This window comes from Pantoea rwandensis, assembly GCF_000759475.1.
GTDB classification, from domain to species: domain Bacteria; phylum Pseudomonadota; class Gammaproteobacteria; order Enterobacterales; family Enterobacteriaceae; genus Pantoea; species Pantoea rwandensis_B.
In genome coordinates this window covers 514,338-535,378 of record NZ_CP009454.1, presented here as the reverse complement: position 1 = coordinate 535,378, position 21,041 = coordinate 514,338, and the positions used below count along the sequence as shown (strand labels likewise).

Here is a 21,041-nt window from a genome sequence, read left to right as displayed (position 1 = left end):
TGATCACAGCGTACAATGCTCGCCTTTAGTGCGGGAGAACATCATGGCCGATATTACCTTAATCAGTGGCAGTACCCTTGGCAGCGCCGAATATGTCGCTGAACATCTGGAAGCAAAACTGCAGGAAGCGGGCTTTTCAACCGAGGTGCTGCACGGGCCAGAGCTGGATGAGCTGCCTCAGGATGGGATCTGGCTGATTGTAACGTCCACGCACGGTGCGGGCGAACTGCCTGACAATTTGCTTCCTTTATATGAAGCATTGCAGGAGACGCAGCCGGACCTTTCTGCCGTACGTTATGGCGCAGTGGGTATCGGTAACCATGAATACGACCTTTTCTGCGGGGCCATTAAGCTGCTGGAAGAGCAACTCAACCAATTAGGCGCCAAACGTATTGGCGATCGCCTGGAGATCGATGTTCTCGAACATGAGATTCCTGAAGATCCGGCTGAAGTGTGGGTTGAGACCTGGAAAACGCAGATTTAAGACGATCCAGCATGGTGGGGGATCGGGAAAAGTGAACGATCCCCAGTTTATTTCGCTGTTTTATTGTTTTTTTTACGCCGTTCTCTGTGGATAACATAGCCTTAATCTTGCGTATAACCGGTAGTTATCCCAATAACAACCCATGCTGCTTTTTTCAGCTGTGTATAAGTGACCATTTAGATCCCAGCTTATACGGATCAGGATCACCGATCATTCACAGCAAACGATCCTCTCTAATCCTCTGTTAATACTTTGCTTTTCCGGGTTATCAACAGACCAGGGCGATCCTAATAAGAGATCTAACAGAGAGATCATATAAAAGAATAAAGATCCTTTCTTTTAAACCGCAGGATCCCGCGGCTTTCGCAGTCGACAGAATTTCAGTAGAATCCACCGCCCAGGGCAACGATCCCTGTCCGAACATTAACGAGGACCCACTTCATGTTTTATCCAGATCCTTTTGACGTCATCGTAATCGGTGGTGGTCATGCGGGCACAGAAGCCGCGATGGCCGCTGCCCGAATGGGTCAGCAAACGCTGTTACTCACCCATAACATTGATACGCTTGGACAAATGTCCTGCAACCCGGCGATTGGTGGCATTGGGAAAGGACACCTGGTGAAGGAAGTGGATGCCTTAGGCGGTTTGATGGCGACGGCAATTGACCAGGCCGGCATTCAGTTTAGGATACTAAACGCGAGCAAAGGTCCTGCCGTGCGGGCAACCCGCGCTCAGGCAGACCGCGTGCTCTATCGCCAGGCCGTGCGTACGGCGTTGGAGAACCAGCCGAACCTGATGATCTTCCAGCAGGCCGTTGACGATCTGATTGTGGAGAACGATCGCGTCGTCGGTGCTGTCACGCAGATGGGCCTGAAATTCCGTGCCAAAAGTGTGGTGCTGACGGTTGGGACATTCCTCGATGGCAAAATCCATATTGGTCTGGATAACTACAGCGGTGGCCGTGCAGGCGATCCGCCATCCATTCCTCTGGCGAAACGCCTGCGTGCTTTGCCGCTGCGCGTAAATCGTCTGAAAACCGGTACGCCGCCGCGTATTGACGCACGCACCATCGATTTTTCGGTGCTGACACCGCAGCATGGCGATACGCCAATGCCAGTGTTCTCGTTCATGGGCAATGTTTCACAGCACCCGCAACAAGTGCCGTGCTGGATCACCCATACCAACGAACAAACGCACGATGTGATCCGCAATAACCTTGATCGCAGCCCAATGTATGCCGGGATCATCGAAGGGATCGGACCACGTTACTGCCCATCGATCGAAGACAAAGTGATGCGCTTTGCCGATCGTAATGCGCATCAGATCTTCCTTGAACCGGAAGGGCTCACCAGCAACGAGATCTACCCGAACGGTATCTCCACCAGCTTGCCATTTGATGTGCAGATGCAGATCGTCCGCTCAATGAAAGGTCTGGAGAACGCGAAGATTGTGCGCCCAGGCTATGCCATCGAGTACGATTTCTTCGATCCGCGCGATCTGAAGCCGACGCTGGAAAGTAAATTTATCCACGGCCTGTTCTTTGCCGGACAGATCAACGGCACCACCGGTTATGAAGAAGCTGCGGCGCAGGGCTTGCTGGCCGGTTTGAACGCTGCACGTGCTTCAGCAGACAAAGAGGGCTGGGCGCCACGTCGCGATCAGGCTTATCTCGGTGTGCTGGTTGACGATCTCTGCACGCTCGGCACCAAAGAGCCGTACCGCATGTTTACCTCGCGCGCGGAATATCGTTTGATGCTGCGTGAAGACAACGCCGATCTGCGTCTGACAGAAAAAGGCCGCGAGTTGGGTCTGGTCGATGATGCTCGTTGGGCGCGTTATAACCAGAAGCTGGAATTGATTGAGCAAGAGCGCCAGCGTCTGCGCGATCTGTGGGTACATCCGAAATCAGACAATGTGGGCGAAGTGAATAGCGTAATCAGTGCGCCACTGACAAAAGAAGCCAGCGGTGAAGATCTGTTGCGTCGCCCGGAAATGACCTACGAGCTGCTGATGACCTTACCGAGTTATGGCCCGGCATTATCTGACGAGCAATCTGCAGAGCAGGTTGAGATTCAGGTGAAGTATGAAGGGTACATTGCACGCCAGCAGGAAGAAATTGACCGCCAGCAACGCAACGAAAACACCTTGCTGCCTGGCGATCTCGACTATCGTCAGGTTAATGGCTTGTCGAATGAAGTGATCGCCAAACTCAACGATCACAAACCTACCTCCATTGGGCAGGCCTCGCGTATTTCAGGTATTACACCAGCAGCGATCTCCATTTTGCTGATTTACCTGAAAAAACAGGGCCTGCTGCGTAAAAGTGCCTGATCGACCCTGGGGCGAGGTCACTCGCCCCCGTTTATGGAACGTTCCTTGTGATTAACAAACTCTCCCAGCTGCTCGATGCGGCAAATATTTCTCTTACCGATCAACAAAAACAGCAGCTCGTCGGCTATGTAGAATTGCTGCATAAGTGGAACAAGGCGTACAACCTGACATCGGTACGCGATCCGCAGCAGATGCTGGTGCGCCATATTCTCGACAGCGTGGTCGTCGAACCGCATTTACAAGGCGAGCGCTTTATTGATGTGGGCACCGGGCCGGGTCTGCCAGGGATTCCGTTAGCCATTGTCCGTCCACAGGCGCATTTCACGCTACTGGATAGCCTGGGAAAACGCATCCGTTTCCTGCGTCAGGTGCAACATGAGTTAGGGCTCACTAACATCACCCCGGTACAAAGTCGTGTGGAAGAGTTCCCTGCAGAGCCACCGTTTGATGGCGTTATCAGCCGTGCCTTTGCTTCGCTGGAAGACATGCTGAACTGGTGCCATCATTTGCCGGGCACCTCAGGCCGCTTCTACGCACTGAAGGGGGTGCGTCCGGATGATGAAATTTCAGCCTTGCCTGCGGGCTTTGTGGTGGAGAAGATTGAATCTCTGCATGTGCCAGAACTGGATGGTGAACGTCATTTAGTGGTGCTGTCTCGCCAATAGCCATAAAAAAGGTGCGGATTTAACACCCGCCGCACCTTTAGTCAGTGAAAACGTCCTGAATAAAAAAACAGCAGTTGAACACTTTTAGTCAAAAGCTTTTATTCGGCAGGGCAGGGTGAGACGGTTAACAAGCGCCACGGAAATTATCCGAAAAGCTCTGTTACATTTAACGAACATTTCACATTTCATTATCACTTAGATCACTTTATTGGCTGTATTTACCTGCGCAAATAGTCACGTCAGAAAATATAACTCTGCAATAAATCGGCGTGCGTAATATCAGTTTTACGTTTTTATTGCGATGTACGATGTCAATAGAGTGTTTTTATCGAAAATCATGACCTGATGTCGGATGTGTAATTCTATCGTTATGATAAAAAACAGCTTTCATCACTTTTGAAATCTTAAAATTCATGCTTAAAACAAATTCATTCGCCAGCGCATTGCCTATTATGTGATCTGAAGCACGCTTTAAAAGCAAGCCAACAAGGCAATTTCAGCGATTTAGCTGAGTCATAGTGGAAGATGATGTTTTGAAAAATAGCCCTCCAGAAAGAAATTTAAATAATTGTTCACCTTTTCGCTACTTACCGATTGAAATCGCAGGTGGCGCCCGTATAATTTGCACGGCTTTTGCTGCTTGACTCAAATGAGTAAAGGCAGTCTTATACGACACGCGACATACCCCGTTCGGGGCAGGAGAGTTCAACGCCATGTCAGTGTCTCTTTACAGTGTGAAATTAGCCCGGACCGTGCTGGTGATCCAGCTGGTGACGTTTGTCATCATCGGTGCACTCTTTACTCTGAAAGATGTTATCTGGGGCGCCTCCGCCATCGCGGGTGGAGCGGCAGCCTGGCTGCCGAATGTGTTGTTTATGTTTTTAGCCTGGCGCCTGCAGGATCAAACGCCTGCCAAAGGTCGTGTGGCCTGGAGCTTCGCCCTCGGTGAAGTGTTGAAGGTCTTCACGACAGTCATTCTTCTCATGGTGGCGTTGGGTGTGTTTGGAGCGGTCTTCTGGCCACTCGCAATCACTTGGTTATCGGTGCTGGTGGTGCAGATCGTCGCGCCGGCTGTAATTAACAACAAAGGGTAAGAGGCATCATGGCTGCTGGAGAAATCTCTACTCCGCAAGAATACATAGGTCACCACCTGAATAACCTTCAGCTGGACCTGCGTACTTTCGAGTTGGTGAATCCGCACGACGCTCCTGCGACGTTCTGGGTATTAAATATCGATTCCATGTTTTTCTCTGTGGTACTGGGACTGCTTTTCCTGGTGTTGTTCCGTAAAGTGGCAAAAAGCGCCACCAGCGGTGTGCCAGGGAAACTTCAAGCGGCTATCGAACTGGTTGTCGGTTTCGTTGATAACAACGTTCGCGACATGTACCACGGTAAAAGCAAACTTATCGCCCCGCTGGCTCTGACAATTTTTGTCTGGGTCTTCCTGATGAACTTCATGGATCTGCTGCCTATCGATTTGCTGCCGTTTATCGGTGAGCACTATCTTGGCCTGCCAGCGCTGCGCGTTGTGCCGTCTGCAGATGTGAACATCACGCTGTCTATGGCGTTGGGCGTCTTTATTTTGATTCTGTTCTACAGCATCAAAATGAAAGGCATTGGCGGCTTCACCAAAGAACTGACGCTGCAGCCTTTTAATCACCCGATCTTCATCCCAATCAACCTGATTCTTGAAGGTGTTAGCCTGCTGTCTAAACCGGTTTCACTCGGTCTGCGACTGTTCGGCAACATGTATGCGGGTGAACTGATCTTTATCCTGATTGCCGGCTTGCTGCCGTGGTGGTCGCAGTGGTTGTTGAATGTGCCATGGGCCATTTTCCACATCCTGATCATTTCGCTGCAGGCTTTCATTTTCATGGTCCTCACGATTGTCTATCTGTCGATGGCATCTGAAGAACATTGATTTTTTTATCTCAACACTAAGCTTTTAACTGAAACAAACTGGAGACTGTCATGGAAAACCTGAATATGGATCTGCTGTACATGGCTGCCGCTGTGATGATGGGCCTGGCGGCAATCGGTGCTGCGATCGGTATCGGCATCCTCGGAGGCAAATTCCTGGAAGGCGCTGCGCGTCAACCGGATCTGATTCCTCTGCTGCGTACGCAGTTCTTTGTTGTAATGGGTCTGGTGGATGCAATCCCAATGATCGCTGTAGGTCTGGGTCTCTACGTGATGTTTGCGGTCGCCTAAACCTGGTAGCCTTGTTCACTCATGGCACCCGGTGTGATGAGGAACGGATTCTGCCGTTTATCGCTGATAGCGGCAGAGCAAGTTAACTTAATAAGAGGCATTGTGCTGTGAACATTAATGCAACAATCCTCGGCCAGGCCATCGCGTTCATTCTGTTTGTCGCGTTCTGCATGAAGTATGTATGGCCGCCGATCATGGCTGCCATCGAAAAGCGCCAGAAAGAAATTGCTGATGGCCTTGCTTCTGCTGAGCGCGCGAAGAAAGATTTAGATCTCGCGCAGGCCAATGCGACCGACCAGCTGAAAAAAGCGAAAGAAGACGCTCAGGTCATTATCGAGCAGGCGAACAAACGCCGTGCACAGATTCTGGACGAAGCGAAAACCGAAGCTGAGACTGAACGTAACCGCATCGTGGCACAAGCGCAGGCAGAAATCGAAGCCGAGCGTTCACGTGCCCGTGAAGAGCTGCGTAAGCAAGTCGCGTTGCTGGCATTAGCTGGCGCCGAGAAAATCATCGAACGTTCCGTGGATGAAGCTGCTAACAGCGACATCGTTGATAAACTGGTCGCTGAACTGTAAGGAGGGAGGGGCTGATGTCTGATCTGATTACTGTAGCTCGCCCCTACGCCAAAGCAGCTTTTGACTTTGCTGTTGAGCATCAAAGTATCGATCGCTGGCAGACTATGCTGGCGTTTGCCGCTGAAGTGGCTCGCAACGAACAGATGGCAGATCTTCTTTCCGGTGCGCTCGCGCCGGAAGCTTTGTCTGCTTCTTTCAACGCGGTATGTGGCGATCAACTTGATGAACCCGCTCAGAACCTGATTAAGGTAATGGCGGAAAACGGACGTTTGACAGCACTTCCAGCGGTACTGGAACAGTACATCCAACTGCGCGACGCTTATGAAGCGACCGCCGAAGTGGATGTGATTTCTGCCAGTACCCTGAGTGACAGCCAGCTGAGTAAAATCAGCGCCGCGATGGAAAAACGTCTGTCACGCAAAGTTAAGCTGAATTGCAAAATTGACAAGTCTGTAATGGCAGGTGTGGTTATCCGTGCGGGTGACCTGGTCATTGATGGTAGCGTACGCGGCCGTCTTGATCGTCTGGCAGACGTCTTGCAGTCTTAAGGGGACTGGAGCATATGCAACTGAATTCCACCGAAATCAGCGAACTGATCAAGCAGCGCATTGCTCAGTTCAATGTGGTGAGCGAAGCTCACAACGAAGGTACTATTGTTTCTGTAAGTGACGGTATCATCCGCGTACACGGCCTGGCCGATGTGATGCAGGGTGAGATGATTGCCCTGCCGGGCAACCGTTACGCTATCGCACTGAACCTCGAGCGTGACTCGGTTGGTGCAGTAGTGATGGGCCCGTACGCTGACCTCGCCGAAGGCATGAAGGTTAAATGTACTGGCCGTATTCTTGAAGTTCCAGTTGGCCGTGGCCTGCTGGGCCGTGTGGTGAACACCCTGGGTGCACCGATCGACGGTAAAGGCGCAATCGAAAACGACGGCTTCTCGCCTGTTGAAGTGATTGCACCGGGCGTTATCGACCGTCAGTCAGTAGACCAGCCTGTTCAGACCGGTTACAAATCTGTCGATGCGATGATTCCAATCGGCCGTGGCCAGCGTGAGCTGATCATCGGTGACCGTCAGACCGGTAAAACCGCAATGGCAATCGACGCCATCATCAACCAGCGCGATTCAGGCATCAAGTGTGTCTACGTTGCGATTGGCCAGAAAGCGTCAACCATTTCTAACGTGGTACGTAAGCTGGAAGAACACGGCGCGTTGGCTAACACCATCGTGGTTGTGGCTTCTGCTTCTGAGTCTGCAGCACTGCAGTATCTGTCACCTTACGCCGGTTGTGCGATGGGTGAGTACTTCCGTGACCGCGGTGAAGACGCGCTGATCGTATACGATGACCTGTCTAAGCAGGCTGTTGCTTACCGTCAGATTTCACTGCTGCTGCGCCGTCCACCAGGTCGTGAAGCATTCCCAGGCGACGTGTTCTATCTCCACTCTCGTCTGCTGGAGCGTGCATCACGCGTTAGCGCTGACTACGTTGAGCGCTTCACCAACGGTGAAGTGAAAGGCCAGACCGGTTCTCTGACCGCGCTGCCAATCATCGAAACTCAGGCGGGTGACGTTTCTGCGTTCGTTCCGACCAACGTAATCTCGATTACTGATGGTCAGATCTTCCTGGAATCAAACCTGTTTAACTCCGGTATTCGTCCAGCCGTTAACCCGGGTATCTCTGTATCCCGTGTTGGTGGTGCTGCACAGACCAAGATCATCAAGAAACTGTCCGGTGGTATCCGTACCGCGCTGGCACAGTATCGTGAACTGGCTGCGTTCTCTCAGTTCGCATCTGATCTGGATGATGCAACCCGTAAACAGCTGAGCCACGGTCAGAAAGTGACCGAGCTGCTGAAACAGAAACAGTATGCGCCGATGTCTGTCGCGCAACAGGGTCTGGTGCTGTTTGCTGCTGAGCGCGGCTTCCTGAACGACGTTGAACTGGCGAAAATCGGTAGCTTCGAAGCCGCCCTGCTGGCGTTCGCGGATCGCGACCACGCTGAGCTGATGGCTGAAATCAACCAAGCGGGCAACTTTAACAACGACATCGAAGCGAAGCTGAAAGGCCTGCTCGAAACGTTTAAAGCAACCCAGTCCTGGTAATGTCTGGCGGCTTGTCTGAAAAGGCAGGCCGCAAGGCTTTGAGGAGAAGCTAATGGCCGGTGCAAAAGAAATACGTACCAAGATTGGAAGCGTAAAAAATACGCAGAAGATCACCAAAGCGATGGAAATGGTCGCCGCCTCCAAAATGCGTAAAACGCAGGAACGCATGGCGGCCAGCCGTCCGTATGCAGATACCATGCGCAAAGTGATTGGTCACCTTGCTCTCGGTAATCTGGAATACAAGCACCCTTACCTGGATGAGCGTGACGTTAAGCGCGTCGGCTACCTGGTCGTTTCGACTGACCGCGGGCTTTGTGGTGGTTTGAACATTAACCTGTTCAAAAAATTGCTGGCAGATATGAAGAGCTGGGCTGATAAAGGTGTGCAGAGCGATCTGGCCATTATCGGTTCTAAAGGCAATTCATTCTTCGGCTCTGTCGGTGGCAACATCGTGGCACAGGTCACTGGTATGGGCGACAAGCCTGCACTGTCTGATCTTATCGGCCCAGTAAAAGTGATGTTGCAGGCTTATGATGAAGGCCGCATCGACAAGCTGTATATCGTCGGCAACAAGTTTAATAACACCATGTCTCAGACTCCGACCATTACCCAACTGCTGCCGTTACCGCCAGCGGAAGGTGAAGAAGAGATGAAGGCGAAGACCTGGGATTACCTGTACGAACCCGATCCGAAAGCGCTGCTGGATACCCTGCTGCGCCGTTATGTCGAATCGCAGGTTTATCAGGGTGTGGTGGAAAACCTGGCCAGTGAGCAGGCTGCACGTATGGTGGCAATGAAAGCTGCAACCGATAACGGCGGAAACCTGATCAAAGAGCTGCAGTTGGTTTACAACAAAGCTCGTCAGGCCAGCATCACCCAGGAACTTACCGAGATCGTCTCGGGAGCCTCCGCGGTTTAACCAGGCATATATCCTGTCGCGCGAGCGCGGCCGGATATTCTCGTATTAGGTAGAGGATTCAAGATGGCAGCTGGAAAGATTGTCCAGATTATCGGCGCCGTAGTTGACGTCGAATTCCCTCAGGACGCGGTACCGCAGGTATATAGCGCGCTTGAGGTTCAAAATGGTGACGCTCGTCTGGTGCTGGAAGTTCAGCAGCAGCTGGGTGGTGGCGTGGTTCGTACCATCGCCATGGGTACTTCTGACGGCCTGAAGCGCGGTCTGCAAGTTACCGACCTCAAAAAACCGATCCAGGTACCGGTTGGTAAAGCAACCCTCGGCCGTATCATGAACGTATTGGGCGAACCAATCGACATGAAAGGCGACCTGCAGAATGATGACGGCACCACCGTAGAGGTTTCCTCTATTCACCGTGCTGCGCCTTCTTATGAAGATCAGTCTAACTCGCAAGAGCTGCTGGAAACCGGCATCAAGGTTATCGACCTGATGTGTCCGTTCGCTAAGGGCGGTAAAGTCGGTCTGTTCGGTGGTGCGGGTGTAGGTAAAACCGTAAACATGATGGAGCTGATCCGTAACATCGCGGCTGAGCACTCAGGTTACTCGGTATTTGCTGGTGTGGGTGAGCGTACTCGTGAGGGTAACGACTTCTACCACGAAATGACTGACTCCAACGTTATCGATAAAGTAGCGCTGGTGTATGGCCAGATGAACGAGCCGCCGGGTAACCGTCTGCGCGTAGCACTGACCGGTCTGACCATGGCGGAGAAATTCCGTGATGAAGGCCGTGACGTTCTGCTGTTCATCGACAACATCTACCGTTACACCCTGGCCGGTACTGAAGTATCAGCACTGCTGGGTCGTATGCCATCTGCGGTAGGCTACCAGCCAACGCTGGCAGAAGAGATGGGTGTGTTGCAGGAGCGTATTACCTCCACTAAGACCGGTTCAATCACCTCTGTACAGGCCGTTTACGTTCCTGCGGATGACTTGACTGACCCGTCACCAGCAACCACCTTTGCTCACTTAGACTCAACCGTTACGCTGAGCCGTCAGATCGCCTCTCTGGGTATCTACCCAGCCGTTGACCCGCTGGATTCTACCAGCCGTCAGCTGGATCCACTGATCGTGGGTCAGGAGCACTACGACGTTGCGCGTGGCGTGCAGTCTCTGCTGCAGCGTTACCAGGAACTGAAAGACATCATCGCCATCCTCGGTATGGACGAGCTGTCTGAAGAAGACAAACTGTTGGTGGCACGTGCGCGTAAGATTCAGCGCTTCCTGTCTCAGCCGTTCTTCGTTGCTGAAGTCTTCACCGGTTCTCCAGGTAAGTACGTGACCCTGAAAGACACTATTCGTGGCTTCAAAGGCATCATGGAAGGCGAATTCGACCACCTGCCAGAGCAGGCGTTCTACATGGTCGGCGCTATCGAAGAAGCTGTAGAAAAAGCGAAGAAACTGTAATAACGGTTTCCCAGGAGGAATAGTATGGCTATGACTTATCATCTGGACGTTGTCAGCGCGGAGCAGCAAATGTTCTCCGGTCTGGTTGAGCGCATCCAGGTGTCAGGTAGCGAAGGTGAGCTAGGTATTTACCCTGGCCACGCCCCGCTGCTGACAGCCATCAAGCCTGGTATGATTCGCATCGTGAAGCAGCACGGCGAAGAGGAGTATATCTACCTCTCTGGCGGCGTGCTGGAAGTACAGCCGGGCAGCACGACCGTTCTGGCCGACACCGCGATTCGCGGTGAAGACCTCGACGAAGCGCGCGCGCTGGAAGCGAAACGTAAAGCAGAAGAGCACATGAACAGCAGCCACGGTGACGTGGACTATGCTCAGGCCTCTGCAGAGCTGGCGAAAGCTATCGCGAAACTGCGTGTAATCGAGCTGACCAAGAAAGCGATGTAATCAGGCTTTATGCGTCACGAAATGCCAGCCCATTGGGTTGGCATTTTTTTTGCGTGCGATAAATCGCCCCGCTTTGGGTGAGTGCGATGTTGTCGTGCTCAGCCGACCGATTGCATCGGCAAAATGCATCGTGTGATGTCCAGGCCGGAACTGGTTTTATCCCCGATCATCCTTTCATCTTTATCCGCTAATTTCGCCCCGAGAAAAATGTAGTAATCTCAGGGGTAAACCTTACACTTTCGAAAGTTAAATTGAGTCTGGATAGTTATGTCTACAAGCGCGATGAGTGTGGTGATCCTGGCCGCTGGCAAAGGCACCCGAATGTATTCCGATCTGCCGAAAGTTCTGCATACCCTGGCAGGTAAACCGATGGTTCAGCATGTGATCGATGCCGCGACCGGCCTCGGTGCCCAGCAGGTGCATCTGGTGTACGGTCACGGCGGCGATTTACTGCAAGAGAAACTGGCCCACAACACCTTGAACTGGGTATTGCAGGCTGAACAGCTGGGTACCGGCCATGCGATGCAGCAGGCGGCACAATTCTTTGCTGATGACGAAGATATTTTGATGCTGTACGGCGATGTACCGCTGATCTCCCAACCGACATTGCAACGCCTGCGTGATGCCAAACCTGAAGGCGGCATCGGTTTGCTGACGGTGGTGCTGGATAATCCAACCGGTTATGGGCGCATTGTGCGTGAAAATGGCACGGTGACAGGCATTGTTGAGCAGAAAGATGCCTCAGCCGAACAGCTGAAAATCCCTGAGATTAACACCGGCATTCTGATTGCTAACGGCGGGGACTTAAAACGCTGGTTAGCACAGCTGAATAACAACAATGCGCAGGGTGAATTCTATATCACCGATATCATTGCCATGGCGCATCATGAAGGCCGCGTGATCAATGCGGTGCACCCGGCCCGTATCAGTGAAACCGATGGCGTGAACAATCGTCTGCAGCTGGCCACGCTTGAGCGCGCATATCAGAGCGAGCGAGCAGAACAACTGCTGCTGGCGGGCGTCATGCTGCGCGATCCTGCTCGTTTCGACCTGCGCGGAACGCTGCAACATGGACGTGACGTCGAGATCGATACCAACGTTATCATTGAAGGCTCGGTGGCATTGGGCAACCGCGTCAGGATAGGCGCTGGGTGCATCATCAAAAACAGCGTGATTGGCGATGATTGCGAAATCAGCCCTTATTCAGTCATCGAAGATGCCACCCTAGCCGCTGCCTGCACCGTTGGCCCGTTCGCGCGTCTGCGCCCTGGCAGCGAGTTGGCAGAAGAGGCGCACGTTGGCAATTTCGTTGAGATGAAAAAAGCCACCCTGGGCAAAGGCTCTAAAGCTGGCCATCTCTCTTATCTCGGTGACGCGGAAATTGGCGCGGGCGTGAACATCGGTGCCGGCACCATTACCTGTAACTACGATGGCGCGAATAAATCGAAGACCATTATCGGCGACAACGTGTTTGTCGGCTCCGATACCCAGCTGGTGGCTCCGGTCACCGTCGCGGCTGGCGCGACCATCGCAGCAGGTACTACGGTAATGAAAGATGTCACCGCAGCCGATTTGGTCTACAACCGTAAAGAACAGAACCAGAAGTCTGGCTGGCAGCGTCCGGTTAAGAAAAAATAAATTTTAAGGGTCGGCAAAGATCGGCTCGTAGGAAAAACTACTCGAAATCATTCGAGTTTCAGAAAGGTGGTAAGCGCGAATCCTCAGTCACTGACTTCAGTCAGTGACTGAGGTGAATGCGCCTGGCCAACGCACCTGAAATTTGAATTATGAAAGGTAGATCCCCCACTCTCTACAAGGCTCGGGGAAATCAGGTCAGAAGACAACGCAATGGCCGAAAGCCATGAAGTCAGGAAACTATTATGTGTGGAATTGTTGGTGCAGTAGCGCAGCGTGACATCGCAGAAATTCTGCTGGAAGGTCTGCGTCGTCTTGAGTATCGCGGTTATGACTCTGCGGGTCTGGCCGTTGTCGATCGCCAGGGACATATGACGCGTCTGCGTCGTCTTGGCAAAGTGGCTAATCTGGCCGAAGCCGCAGAGCAGCAACCGCTGATTGGTGGTACAGGTATTGCTCATACGCGCTGGGCAACACACGGTGAGCCATCAGAAGCCAATGCGCATCCGCATGTCTCTGAGCACATTATCATTGTGCATAACGGTATCATTGAGAACCATGAGCCATTGCGTGCGCAGATGATCGAACGCGGTTACCAATTTGCCTCCGAAACCGACACCGAAGTGGTGGCACATCTGGTGCACTGGGAGCAGAAGCAGGGCGGCACATTGCGCGAAGTGGTACTGCGCGTGATCCCGCAACTGCGCGGTGCTTATGGCATGGTGATCATGGACAGCCGCGATCCCTCCGTGCTGGTGGCTGCGCGTTCCGGTAGCCCGCTGGTGATTGGCCGTGGCGTGGGTGAAAACTTCATTGCTTCTGACCAACTGGCGCTGCTGCCGGTGACCCGCCGCTTTATGTACCTGGAAGAGGGCGATATCGCTGAGATTACGCGCCGTGAAGTCACCATCATCGATCGTGATGGCAAGCCAGCCAAACGCGCGGAAATCGAATCCACTGCGCAGTACGATGCCGGTGATAAAGGTGCCTATCGTCACTACATGCAGAAAGAGATCTACGAGCAGCCGAACGCGATTAAAAACACCATTACCGGTCGTTTTAATCATGGGCAAATCGATCTCAGCGAACTGGGTGCCAATGCCGAAGCCTTGCTGAGCAAGGTTGAGCACATCCAGATTATCGCCTGCGGTACCTCGTATAACTCCGGGATGGTGTCGCGCTACTGGTTTGAGTCGCTGGCCAACATTCCTTGCGATGTGGAAATCGCCTCCGAATTCCGCTATCGCAAATCCGCTGTGCGTAAAAACAGCCTGCTAATCACCCTGTCGCAATCGGGTGAAACCGCCGATACGCTGGCCGCACTGCGTCTGTCAAAAGAACTGGGTTATCTTGGGTCGCTGGCCATTTGTAACGTTGCCGGCTCTTCGCTGGTGCGTGAATCCGATCTGGCGCTGATGACCAAAGCCGGCACCGAAATTGGTGTGGCCTCAACCAAAGCCTTCACCACCCAGCTAGCGGTGTTGCTGATGCTGGTGGCGAAACTGGGCCGTCTGCACGGTATGAAGCCGGAAACAGAGCATGAGATCGTGCATGCGCTGCAAGCACTGCCAAGCCGCATCGAGCAAATGCTGGCGCAGGATAAAGTGATTGAAAGCCTGGCCGAAGGTTTCTCGGACAAGCATCATGCTTTGTTCCTGGGTCGTGGCGATCAGTATCCGATCGCGATGGAAGGGGCGCTGAAGCTGAAAGAGATCTCCTATATCCATGCTGAAGCCTACGCCGCCGGAGAGCTGAAACACGGCCCGCTGGCGCTGATTAATGCTGATATGCCGGTCATCGTCGTCGCGCCGAATAACGAGCTGCTGGAGAAGCTGAAATCCAACATCGAAGAGGTGCGTGCACGCGGTGGTCTGCTGTATGTGTTTGCCGACCAGGATGCGGGTTTCAGCGACAGCGAGGGCATGAAAATCATCTCACTGCCACACGTTGAAGAGGTGATTGCACCGATCTTCTACACCGTGCCGCTGCAGCTGCTTTCGTATCACGTTGCGCTGATTAAAGGGACAGATGTTGACCAGCCACGTAACCTGGCAAAATCGGTTACCGTTGAATAATCAGTAAAAATGGCGGGCCTGCAAGGGGCCCGCTTGTAATTTAATCGGTGTCATATAACTGTCATATTTCGTACATTTCACTGTCATCAAACTGTCCTATTTTCCCTCCAGCAGCAATCACTGACTCCTACTAAAAAGGCATTGAGCCTGATTTTTTTTAAATCCCCTGGAGGGAACATGACACTGATGCGTACATCCGTAGCCCGAATCCTCGCCGCCACCTTCGCAGTAAGCGCGGTATCTGCTTTTGCAGCCACCGACCTGACTGGCGCTGGCGGTACATTCCCGGCACCGGTTTATGCCAAGTGGGCAGCAGAATACCAGCAAGCCACCGGTAGCAAAATCAACTATCAGGGTATTGGTTCTTCAGGCGGCGTTAAGCAGATCATCGCTAAAACCGTTGATTTCGGTGCGTCAGATGCGCCGATGGCTGATGCCGATTTGGAAAAAAATGGTCTGTTCCAGTTCCCTACCGTAATCGGTGGTGTGGTGCTGGCCGTTAACATCCCAGGCGTGAAATCAGGCGAACTGACGCTGGACGGCAAAACCGTTGGCGATATCTACCTGGGCAACATCAAAAAGTGGAACGACCCGGCGATCACTAAGCTGAACCCAGGCGTGAAACTGCCAGACACCAACATCAACGTGGTTCGCCGTGCTGATGGTTCAGGTACTTCTTTCGTGTTCACCAGCTACCTGTCTAAAGTCAACGCAGACTGGAACAGCAAAATTGGTAAAGGTAACACCGTTAACTGGCCAACCGGTCTGGGTGGTAAAGGTAACGACGGCGTAGCTGCATTCGTACAGCGTCTGCCGGGGTCAATTGGCTACGTTGAATATGCGTACGCTAAGCAGAACAACCTGACCTACACCAAACTGGTTGATGCTGACGGTAAATCTGTTGCACCAAGCGAAGCCAGCTTTGCTAACGCAGCCAAAGGCGCAAACTGGAGCGAGTCTTTCGCTCAAGACCTGACCTTCCAGAAAGGCAACGATGCATGGCCGATCACCTCAACCACTTTCATCCTGATCTACAAAGACCAGGCGAATGCTGAGAAAGGTGCTGAAGTGCTGAAGTTCTTCGACTGGGCTTACAAAGGCGGCAGCAAAACTGCAACCTCACTGGATTACGCCGCGCTGCCAGAAAGCGTCGCTAACCAGATTCGTACTGCCTGGAAAGCGAACATCAAAGACAGCGCCGGCAAAGCGATTTACAAGTAAGTGAATGACCCGGCCAGTCTCCCCTGACTGACCAACCCGATGGGCGGCATGGTATGCCGCCCTGAACTTCCTCTGAGAACCGAGAAACTTATGGCTGCCACTAAGCCGACGTTCAAAGCCCCAGGTAAACAAGGTGACATGATTTTCGGCGCGCTGGTGAAACTTTCCGCGCTTATCGTGTTGTTGTTGATGGGTGGCATTATCGTCTCCCTGATTTTCTCCTCCTGGCCAAGCATCCAAAAATTTGGTTTTTCCTTCTTATGGACCAAAACCTGGGATGCGCCAAACGAACAATTTGGTGCGCTGGTACCGATTTACGGCACCCTCGTCACCTCGATCATTGCCTTAATCATCGCTGTGCCGGTGAGCTTTGGCATTGCGCTGTTCCTGACGGAACTGGCGCCAAATTGGTTGCGTCGCCCGCTGGGTACCGCGATTGAGTTGCTGGCTGCGATCCCGAGTATCGTTTACGGCATGTGGGGCCTGTTCATCTTCGCCCCGCTATTCGCCGAATACTTCCAGACGCCGGTCGGCAACGTGATGTCGAACATTCCGATTGTGGGCACCCTGTTCTCTGGCCCGGCGTTCGGTATCGGTATTCTGGCGGCAGGTGTCATTCTCGCCATCATGATCATCCCGTACATTGCTTCGGTGATGCGTGATGTGTTTGAGCAGACGCCAGTAATGATGAAAGAGTCCGCTTACGGCATTGGTTGCACCACGTGGGAAGTGATCTGGCGCATCGTGCTGCCGTTCACCAAAAACGGTGTAATCGGTGGCGTGATGCTCGGTCTGGGTCGTGCTTTGGGTGAAACCATGGCGGTGACCTTTATCATCGGTAACACCTACCAGCTCGACAGCGCCTCGCTGTTTATGCCGGGCAACAGCATCACCTCTGCGCTGGCGAACGAATTCGCTGAAGCCGAGTCGGGTGTGCACGTGGCCGCGCTGATGGAACTGGGTCTGATCCTGTTCGTGATTACCTTTATCGTGCTGGCGATCTCTAAACTGATGATCCTGCGTCTGGCGAAGAGTGAAGGAGCCCGTTCATGACAGCTATTGAAATGCAGGCTCGCGCTGAGCTGGAAGCGTCTCGCCGCAAAATGCAGGCGTGGCGCAGTACCAAAAACAAAATCGCGCTGACCTTGTCGATGCTGACCATGGCCTTTGGCCTGTTCTGGCTGGTGTGGATTCTGTTCACTACCGTCACCAAAGGCATCGATGGCCTGAGCTGGTCACTGTTCACCGAATCAACCCCGCCACCGAACACCGCAGGCGGTGGTTTAGCTAACGCCCTGGCGGGCAGTGGATTACTGATTCTGTGGTCAACGGTGATCGGTACGCCGCTGGGCATCATGGCCGGTATTTATCTTGCCGAATATGGCCGTAAGCATTGGCTGGCGGAAGTGATTCGCTTCATCAATGACATCCTGTTGTCAGCACCGTCGATTGTGGTGGGCCTGTTCGTCTACACCATCGTGGTGGCACAGATGCAGCACTTCTCTGGCTGGGCGGGTGTGGTGGCGCTGGCGCTGTTGCAGATTCCTATCGTGATTCGTACCTCGGAAAACATGCTGCGTCTGGTACCAGACAGCATGCGTGAAGCGGCTTATGCACTGGGTACGCCGAAGTGGAAGATGATTTCTGCCATCACGTTGAAAGCCTCAGTATCCGGGATTATCACCGGTGTGCTGCTGGCCGTGGCACGTATCGCGGGCGAAACCGCACCGCTGCTGTTTACTGCGCTGTCGAACCAGTTCTGGAGCACCGACATGATGCAGCCGATCGCCAACCTGCCGGTGACGATTTTCAAATTCGCCATGAGCCCGTTTGCCGAGTGGCAAAGCCTGGCATGGGCGGGTGTGTTGATCATTACCCTGTGCGTGCTGCTGCTGAACATTGTCGCGCGAGTGGTTTTCGCCAAGGGCAAACATTAATTTCCCGGCGCGGCTTCGGCGGCGCTGCACATGAGAGATGAGCAATGAGTATGGCAACGACTTCTGCCGGTAAAATTCAGGTTCGCAATCTGAACTTCTATTACGGAAAGTTTCACGCTCTGAAGAACATTAACCTGGATATCGCGAAGAACCAGGTCACCGCCTTCATCGGACCATCAGGCTGTGGTAAATCCACCCTGCTGCGCACCTTCAACAAAATGTACTCGCTCTACCCTGAGCAGCGTGCTGAAGGTGACATTCTGCTGGATGGCGACAATATTCTGGCTTCCCATCAGGATATCGCCCTGCTGCGCGCACGCGTGGGCATGGTGTTCCAGAAGCCAACGCCGTTCCCGATGTCGATTTATGACAACATCGCGTTTGGCGTACGTCTGTTTGAAAAGCTGTCACGTGCCGATATGGACGAGCGTGTGCAGTGGGCGCTGACCAAAGCAGCGCTGTGGAATGAAACCAAAGACAAGCTGCATCAGAGCGGTTACAGTCTCTCCGGCGGTCAGCAGCAGCGTCTGTGCATCGCACGCGGCATCGCGATTCGCCCGGAAGTGCTGTTGCTGGATGAGCCATGCTCGGCACTCGATCCGATCTCTACCGGTCGTATTGAAGAGCTGATCACCGAGCTGAAGCAGGATTACACCGTGGTGATCGTGACGCACAACATGCAGCAGGCCGCGCGTTGTTCTGACCATACCGCTTTCATGTATCTGGGCGAGCTGATCGAATTCAGCGACACCGATACACTGTTTACCAAGCCCGCGCAGAAGCAGACCGAAGATTACATCACCGGTCGTTACGGCTGATTCAGGAGACGCACATGGACAATTTGAATCTGAACAAACACATCTCCGGTCAGTTCAACGCGGAGCTGGAACACATTCGCACTCAGGTGATGATCATGGGTGGCATGGTGGAGCAGCAGCTTACCGATGCCATTACCGCGATGCACAACCAGGATGGCGAGCTGGCACGTCGTGTGATCGACGGTGACCAGAAGGTCAACATGATGGAAGTGGAGATTGATGAAGCCTGCGTACGCATCATCGCCAAACGTCAGCCTACCGCCAGCGACTTGCGCCTGGTGATGGCAATCATCAAGACCATCTCTGAGCTGGAACGTATCGGTGACGTCGCTGAGAAAATCAGCCGCACGGCGCTGGAGAAGTTCAGCCAGCAGCACCTGCCGCTGCTGGTGAGTCTGGAATCTCTGGGTCGCCACACCGTGCAGATGCTGCACGACGTGCTGGATGCCTTCGCGCGTATGGATCTGAATGAAGCCATTAAGATCTATCGTGAAGATAAGAAGGTCGACAAAGAGTACGAAGGCATTGTGCGTCAGCTGATGACCTACATGATGGAAGATCCACGCACCATCCCAAGTGTACTGACGGCGCTGTTCTGTGCCCGCGCTATCGAGCGTATCGGTGACCGTTGCCAGAACATCTGCGAAATTATCTTCTATTTCGTTAAAGGTCAGGATTTCCGTCACGTTGGCGGCGACAAGCTGGATGAACTGCTGTCAGGTGATGACGGCAGCAATAAACCCTCTTAATTGCCGTTTCGGCTGCCTGTTGCGACTGTGGCAAACAGGCAGCCATCTTCATTTCTGATTGGTCTCCGCGATTCCCTCTCTTTATACTTGGCGCACTTTTTTCTGCCAGGTGCTGTTAAATGTCTTCCCCAATAACGAAAAAAAACGCCGTGACGCCGGCAAAAGCGATGGTTGCTGCCATTAGTGGCTATGCGATGGACGGCTTCGATCTGTTAATTCTGGGCTTTATGTTACCGGCAATCAGCGTCTCGCTGGCGCTCGATCCCTCTCAGGCCGGTTCGCTGGTCACCTGGACGCTGATCGGCGCGGTGATTGGCGGTATTGTGTTTGGCCATCTCAGCGATCGTTATGGTCGTATCCGTATTCTCACCGTGACCATTCTGATGTTCTCCATCTTTACCGGGCTGTGCGCGGTGGCGCAGGGGTACAGGGATTTGCTGGCCTACCGCACGCTGGCAGGCGTAGGGCTGGGCGGTGAATTTGGTATTGGCATGGCGCTGATTGCGGAAGCCTGGCCGAAAGAGAAGCGTAATCGCGCCTCGGCATGGGTCGGCATCGGCTGGCAGCTCGGTGTACTGCTGGCCGCCTTTATTACGCCGCCATTGCTGAGCGTGATTGGCTGGCGCGGCATGTTCCTGGTGGGCTTACTGCCTGCGCTGGTGTCGTTTGTGATTCGCCGCAGTATGGGCGAGCCGGAAGGCTTCACGCGTCACGTGGAAAAAACACCGCAGCTGTCGTTCGCCGCACGTATCAAACTGCTGTTTGCCGATCGCGCCACCAGCAAAGCCAGTCTGGGCATCTTTATTCTCTGCTCGGTGCAGAATTTCGGCTACTACGGTCTGATGATCTGGATGCCAAGTTACCTCTCATCCAGCTTTGGTTTTAGCCTGACCAAATCCGGCTTGTGGACGGCGGTGACCGTGGTGGGCATGACCTTTGGTATCTGGCTGTTTGGCGTATTGGCCGATCGCTTCGCGCGCTGGAAAATCTTTCTGCTGTACCAGTTTGGCGCGGTCGCCATGGTGGTGGTGTATGCGCAGTTGCGCGATCCTACCGTCATGCTGTTTACCGGCGCGATCATGGGGATGTTTGTGAACGGCATGATCGGCGGTTACGGCGCGCTGATCTCGGACACCTTCCCACCTCAGGCGCGCGCAACCGCGCAGAACGTGTTGTTCAACCTTGGACGCGGTGTCGGCGGCTTTGGTCCACTGGTGATTGGTCTGCTGGCGGCGCAAATCTCGTTTACCGCGGCGATCACGCTGCTGGCGCTGATTTACCTGCTGGATATCGTGGCGACGTTGTTCCTGCTGCCGAAGAAGCAGAGTAACGAGGATTCGCTGGGCGCGATTGGCTAAGGCGTTTAGGTTACCTGGTGCGCATAAATGCGCACCCGATTAGATCTTACC

Annotated in this window: 20 protein-coding genes; all 20 read left to right on the top strand. The window is 53.3% G+C overall.

Features of this window, described 5'->3' with window-relative positions; all coding sequences use genetic code 11:
- Positions 1–43: 43 nt before the first annotated feature.
- The 20 genes from mioC to LH22_RS02260 all read left to right on the top strand — a co-directional run bounded on the left by mioC (position 44) and on the right by LH22_RS02260 (position 20,990).
- Positions 44–484 carry an FMN-binding protein MioC gene (gene mioC / locus LH22_RS02355; RefSeq protein ID WP_038643978.1) on the top strand — a complete coding sequence of 147 codons (441 nt, stop codon included), beginning with the start codon at positions 44–46 and terminating at the stop codon, positions 482–484.
- Between the two features lie 441 nt (positions 485–925).
- Positions 926–2,815, top strand: coding sequence for a tRNA uridine-5-carboxymethylaminomethyl(34) synthesis enzyme MnmG (gene mnmG / locus LH22_RS02350; protein ID WP_038643977.1), 1,890 nt, complete (start codon positions 926–928; stop codon positions 2,813–2,815).
- Between the two features lie 47 nt (positions 2,816–2,862).
- A complete protein-coding gene (gene rsmG / locus LH22_RS02345; protein ID WP_038643976.1) occupies positions 2,863–3,480 on the top strand; it encodes a 16S rRNA (guanine(527)-N(7))-methyltransferase RsmG in 618 nt (205 codons plus the stop codon).
- 713 nt (positions 3,481–4,193) lie between these two features.
- Entirely contained in the window at positions 4,194–4,574 is a 381-nt protein-coding gene (gene atpI, locus LH22_RS02340) for a F0F1 ATP synthase subunit I (protein WP_034830047.1), read from the top strand.
- A gap of 8 nt (positions 4,575–4,582) precedes the next feature.
- Positions 4,583–5,401, top strand: coding sequence for a F0F1 ATP synthase subunit A (gene atpB / locus LH22_RS02335; protein ID WP_038643975.1), 819 nt, complete (start codon positions 4,583–4,585; stop codon positions 5,399–5,401).
- A gap of 50 nt (positions 5,402–5,451) precedes the next feature.
- Positions 5,452–5,691 carry a F0F1 ATP synthase subunit C gene (atpE, locus tag LH22_RS02330; protein ID WP_003849523.1) on the top strand — a complete coding sequence of 80 codons (240 nt, stop codon included), beginning with the start codon at positions 5,452–5,454 and terminating at the stop codon, positions 5,689–5,691.
- A gap of 107 nt (positions 5,692–5,798) precedes the next feature.
- Positions 5,799–6,269 (top strand): F0F1 ATP synthase subunit B, encoded by a 471-nt coding sequence (gene atpF / locus LH22_RS02325; protein ID WP_034830044.1) that lies wholly within the window; start codon positions 5,799–5,801, stop codon positions 6,267–6,269.
- Positions 6,270–6,283: 14 nt separating this feature from the next.
- Complete coding sequence (gene atpH, locus LH22_RS02320) at positions 6,284–6,817, top strand: F0F1 ATP synthase subunit delta (RefSeq protein WP_034830043.1); 534 nt, start codon at positions 6,284–6,286, stop codon at positions 6,815–6,817.
- A 14-nt stretch (positions 6,818–6,831) separates the two neighbouring features.
- Positions 6,832–8,373: a F0F1 ATP synthase subunit alpha gene (gene atpA / locus LH22_RS02315; RefSeq protein WP_038643973.1), complete on the top strand. Its 1,542-nt coding sequence runs from the start codon at positions 6,832–6,834 to the stop codon at positions 8,371–8,373.
- A gap of 52 nt (positions 8,374–8,425) precedes the next feature.
- Positions 8,426–9,292, top strand: a complete 867-nt coding sequence (gene atpG, locus LH22_RS02310; protein ID WP_038643972.1) for a F0F1 ATP synthase subunit gamma — start codon at positions 8,426–8,428, stop codon at positions 9,290–9,292.
- Positions 9,293–9,355: 63 nt separating this feature from the next.
- Entirely contained in the window at positions 9,356–10,753 is a 1,398-nt protein-coding gene (gene atpD, locus LH22_RS02305) for a F0F1 ATP synthase subunit beta (RefSeq protein WP_034830039.1), read from the top strand.
- A 24-nt stretch (positions 10,754–10,777) separates the two neighbouring features.
- Positions 10,778–11,197, top strand: coding sequence for a F0F1 ATP synthase subunit epsilon (locus LH22_RS02300; RefSeq protein WP_034830038.1), 420 nt, complete (start codon positions 10,778–10,780; stop codon positions 11,195–11,197).
- A 267-nt stretch (positions 11,198–11,464) separates the two neighbouring features.
- The gene (gene glmU / locus LH22_RS02295) at positions 11,465–12,835 is read left to right on the top strand and encodes a bifunctional UDP-N-acetylglucosamine diphosphorylase/glucosamine-1-phosphate N-acetyltransferase GlmU (protein ID WP_038643970.1); all 1,371 of its coding nucleotides are present in this window, start codon (positions 11,465–11,467) and stop codon (positions 12,833–12,835) included.
- Between the two features lie 242 nt (positions 12,836–13,077).
- Entirely contained in the window at positions 13,078–14,907 is a 1,830-nt protein-coding gene (gene glmS / locus LH22_RS02290) for a glutamine--fructose-6-phosphate transaminase (isomerizing) (protein WP_038643969.1), read from the top strand.
- A 177-nt stretch (positions 14,908–15,084) separates the two neighbouring features.
- On the top strand, positions 15,085–16,128 hold the full coding sequence (pstS, locus tag LH22_RS02285; RefSeq protein WP_038643967.1) for a phosphate ABC transporter substrate-binding protein PstS: 1,044 nt from the start codon (positions 15,085–15,087) through the stop codon (positions 16,126–16,128).
- Positions 16,129–16,218: 90 nt separating this feature from the next.
- Complete coding sequence (gene pstC / locus LH22_RS02280; RefSeq protein WP_038643966.1) at positions 16,219–17,181, top strand: phosphate ABC transporter permease PstC; 963 nt, start codon at positions 16,219–16,221, stop codon at positions 17,179–17,181.
- Positions 17,178–18,065, top strand: a complete 888-nt coding sequence (gene pstA / locus LH22_RS02275) for a phosphate ABC transporter permease PstA (RefSeq protein ID WP_038643964.1) — start codon at positions 17,178–17,180, stop codon at positions 18,063–18,065. Before pstC ends, pstA begins: the two co-directional genes overlap by 4 nt.
- Positions 18,066–18,109: 44 nt before the next feature.
- Complete coding sequence (gene pstB, locus LH22_RS02270) at positions 18,110–18,883, top strand: phosphate ABC transporter ATP-binding protein PstB (RefSeq protein WP_034830029.1); 774 nt, start codon at positions 18,110–18,112, stop codon at positions 18,881–18,883.
- Between the two features lie 14 nt (positions 18,884–18,897).
- On the top strand, positions 18,898–19,632 hold the full coding sequence (phoU, locus tag LH22_RS02265; RefSeq protein ID WP_038643963.1) for a phosphate signaling complex protein PhoU: 735 nt from the start codon (positions 18,898–18,900) through the stop codon (positions 19,630–19,632).
- A gap of 119 nt (positions 19,633–19,751) precedes the next feature.
- Positions 19,752–20,990, top strand: a complete 1,239-nt coding sequence (locus LH22_RS02260; RefSeq protein WP_038643961.1) for an MFS transporter — start codon at positions 19,752–19,754, stop codon at positions 20,988–20,990.
- The last annotated feature ends 51 nt before the right edge of the window (positions 20,991–21,041 follow it).